This is a genomic window from Butyricimonas sp. RTP31003st1_G1_RTP31003_210430, assembly GCF_040920905.1.
Classification (GTDB): Bacteria; Bacteroidota; Bacteroidia; order Bacteroidales; family Marinifilaceae; genus Butyricimonas; species Butyricimonas paravirosa.
Window position 1 is genome coordinate 1 of the sequence record NZ_JBCOSQ010000132.1, and the last position, 3,300, is coordinate 3,300.

The following is a 3,300-nucleotide window of genomic DNA, read 5'->3' on the forward strand; positions in this document are numbered from 1 at the left end:
CCATGGCGGCGGCTCCTTTCTGGATGCTGTATAGTGCCGTGGAGAATTGTTTTGCCGGGTTGATGATCGAGTAGAAGAGGGCGATATAGGCGATAAAACTTGAGGCATCCATGAGAGGTGTCTGCCCGAGAATAAGAAGGCCTCCGAACCACACGACGATTACCACGACGATGGTTCCGAGGAATTCACTCATCGGGTGAGCGAGTGAACGACGCCACATCAGGCGGTTCATGATCTGGCGATACTGTTCATTATGCGAGGTGAATAACTTATCCATCTTATCCTCGGCGTTGAATGCCTTGATCACGCGGAGGCCGGAAAGGGTTTCCTCAATGTTGGACAGGATTTCACCCATCTTGTCCTGCCCTTCCTTGGAGCGCTTTTTCAAGGTCTTTCCCACCTTACCGATCAAGGTTCCCATGATGGGCAGTAGTACCAGCACGAACAGGGTTAGTTGCCAGCTCATGAAGATCATTCCGGAGAGGTAGATCAGGATGATAATGGGGTTCTGGAAGAACATTTCCAACGAGTTCATGATGGAGTTCTCCACTTCCTGTACGTCACCCGTGGTTCGGGCGATGATGTCACCCTTGCGTTCTTCGGAGAAGAAGGGAAGAGGCAATGATAATATCTTTTGGTATATTTTCCGACGAATATCCCGCACGACACCATTCCGGATGAACACGATCTCGTAGGAGGCGAGATAGGAGAATCCCGTTTTGAATAATGCGGCTAGTACGAAGAAACCACCGGCAAATAGTAAGGTGGTTGATGCGGAAAAATGTTGTTTTGATAGCGTGACGTAATAGTTGAAGTTCGTCATCAAGCTCTCCTTGTTTAGTTCGAATGGTACGAGTTCTGTTACTTCTTCCGTCACGTTGAAAAGGATGTTTAGCACGGGTACGAGTAACACGAACGAAACAGAGCCGAAAGCAGCGGAAAGAATATTGTAGAAGATGTTTTTTCCGAGTCTGGATTTGTAAGGAGGGATAAACCTCTTCAAAATTTGTATGAAATCACGCATAATAATTGAAAATTGAAAGTTGAAAATTGAAAATGAGAATAGAATACATTTTCAATTCTCCATTTCCAATTTTCAATTGTTTTATAGTTTTCCCGTGTAGTTTGACGGGCTGATTTGTTTGAGTTGTTCTTTCAACTCGGCAGATATGTCAAGAGTGTCGATAAACTCGGCGATGGAGGCTTGTGTTACCTTGCTGTTGGTACGGGTAAGGGCTTTTAACGCCTCGTACGGGTTGGGGTAAGCTTCGCGGCGAAGTATGGTCTGGATGGCCTCGGCTACCACGGCCCAGTTATCCTCTAGGTCTGCCTCGATGGCCGCCTTGTTGATGATCAGTTTGTTCAATCCTTTCAGCGTGGATTTGAAGGCGATGATCGTGTGGGCCAAGGGTACCCCGATGTTACGTAAGACGGTGGAATCCGTGAGGTCACGTTGCAGACGGGAGATCGGCAGTTTGTTGCTGAGGTGGTCAAGTACGGCATTTGCTATTCCCAGGTTACCTTCCGAGTTCTCGAAGTCGATCGGGTTTACCTTGTGGGGCATGGCTGACGAGCCAACTTCTCCGGCCTTGATTTTTTGTTTGAAGTAGGCCATGGAGATATATGTCCAGAAGTCACGATCCAAGTCCACCACGATGTTGTTGATGCGGCGCAGGTTGTCGAACACGGCGGCAAAGTTGTCGTAGTTGGATATTTGGGTGGTGTATTGTTCTCGTTCTATTTTCAGTTTTTCGGTAAGGAACTTGTTGGCAAATGCTGTCCAGTCAATCTCCGGGTAAGCCACGTTGTGGGCGTTGAAGTTCCCGGTGGCCCCTCCGAATTTACCGGAACAAGCTACTTTTTTCAGTAGTTCCAGTTGTTTGGTCAGACGATAGACGAATACACGGATCTCTTTACCCAATCGGGTCGGGGATGCCGGTTGCCCGTGGGTTTTTGCCAGCATGGGTACATCCTTCCACTCTTCGGCCAGCTCTTCGAGTTTGGCGATCAGTTCGTCAATCACGGGATAGTACACGTCGTGAATGGCATCACGGAAAGAACAGGGTACTGCCGTGTTGTTGATGTCTTGTGAAGTCAACCCGAAGTGAATGAATTCTTTGTACTCGTGGAGGTTCAGTGCGTCGAACCGTTCCTTGATGAAGTATTCCACGGCTTTCACGTCGTGGTTGGTTACTTTCTCGATGTCTTTGATCTTTTGGGCATCCTCGACGGTAAAGTCCAGGTATATTTCTTTCAAGTTGTCAAACAGCGCATGGTCGAATCCCCGTAGTTGTGGTAACGGTAACTCGCAGAGAGCGATGAAGTATTCAACCTCTACCATTACCCTGTAACGAATCAGGGCACTCTCGGAAAAGTAGTTTGCCAAGCTATCTACTTTGTCCCTGTATCTGCCGTCAATCGGCGAAATTGCTGTTAATGCTTGCATATGTTATTTGTTTTTCACGTTATTGTTAAATCAAGGAATTTACTTTCTCACGCGAAAGTACAAAATAGTTCGTAAAGTTTATAAAGTAGTGGAAAGTTTATAAAGTTCGTAAGGTTCGTAAAGTCTGTGGACTCCTAGTAGGGCGTTTTGTCTATGGCTGCAGGAACTGCCGACAGATACTGTCCGGAGGACGCCCGTAATTTTGGACTTTATGAACTTTCAGAATCGAAGATTCGACTTTACAAACTTTATGAACTCTAAGGCCACGTCGTTGCCTTGATGTTTGCGAAAAAATGTTTAAGTTTACGGGAAATTTAATGCACTGTTTATGGGTTTTGCACGAGATTTTTCGAGAGGAATACGAGCATACGGGAAGGCGATAAGTTTGTTGTTTTCTAGTAAGTTGTGGTATTTTATGCTTTTCCCGGTGGTAATTGTCATCGTGTTGTTCGTGGCCGGTAATTATGCCGTGGGGTATTTGGGGGACGGACTTTCCGGTGTGATCGAGGCGAAAATGACGGAGTGGATCGAGGGTATATCGTGGTTGGAATGGGTGTCGGGAGTGGCCGGATTCTTGGTAAAGTTGTTAACCCGTTTCCTGTATTATATACTATTTATTTCGTTCGGGGGGTACGTGGTAATGGTGGTGATGTCGCCCGTTTACTCGTGGCTTTCGGAACGGACGGAAGCGATCGTGTCGGGACGGGAGTACCCGTTTAACCTGAAACAATTGGTTTGGGAAATCGGACGAGGTATTGCGATTTCGTTACGTTGTATGATCCTGCAATTACTCGTGATGATTGTGTTGTTTTTCGGCTCTTTTATTCCTTTGGCCGGATTGGTTATGCCTGTAC

General features: G+C 46.7%; 3 protein-coding genes. 1 reads left to right on the forward strand and 2 read right to left on the reverse strand.

Annotation, left to right across the window (positions count from 1 at the left end):
* A partial coding sequence (locus AB5542_RS21125; RefSeq protein ID WP_368243445.1) for an ABC transporter transmembrane domain-containing protein occupies window positions 1–1,024 on the reverse strand: 1,024 nt, incomplete at its 3' end.
* 81 nt (window positions 1,025–1,105) lie between these two features.
* Window positions 1,106–2,446 (reverse strand): adenylosuccinate lyase, encoded by a 1,341-nt coding sequence (gene purB / locus AB5542_RS21130; RefSeq protein ID WP_087419987.1) that lies wholly within the window; start codon window positions 2,444–2,446, stop codon window positions 1,106–1,108.
* Window positions 2,447–2,774: 328 nt separating this feature from the next.
* Here purB and AB5542_RS21135 point away from each other — a divergent pair.
* Window positions 2,775–3,300, forward strand: a 526-nt coding sequence (locus AB5542_RS21135; protein ID WP_368243446.1) for an EI24 domain-containing protein, incomplete at its 3' end; no start/stop codon positions are given.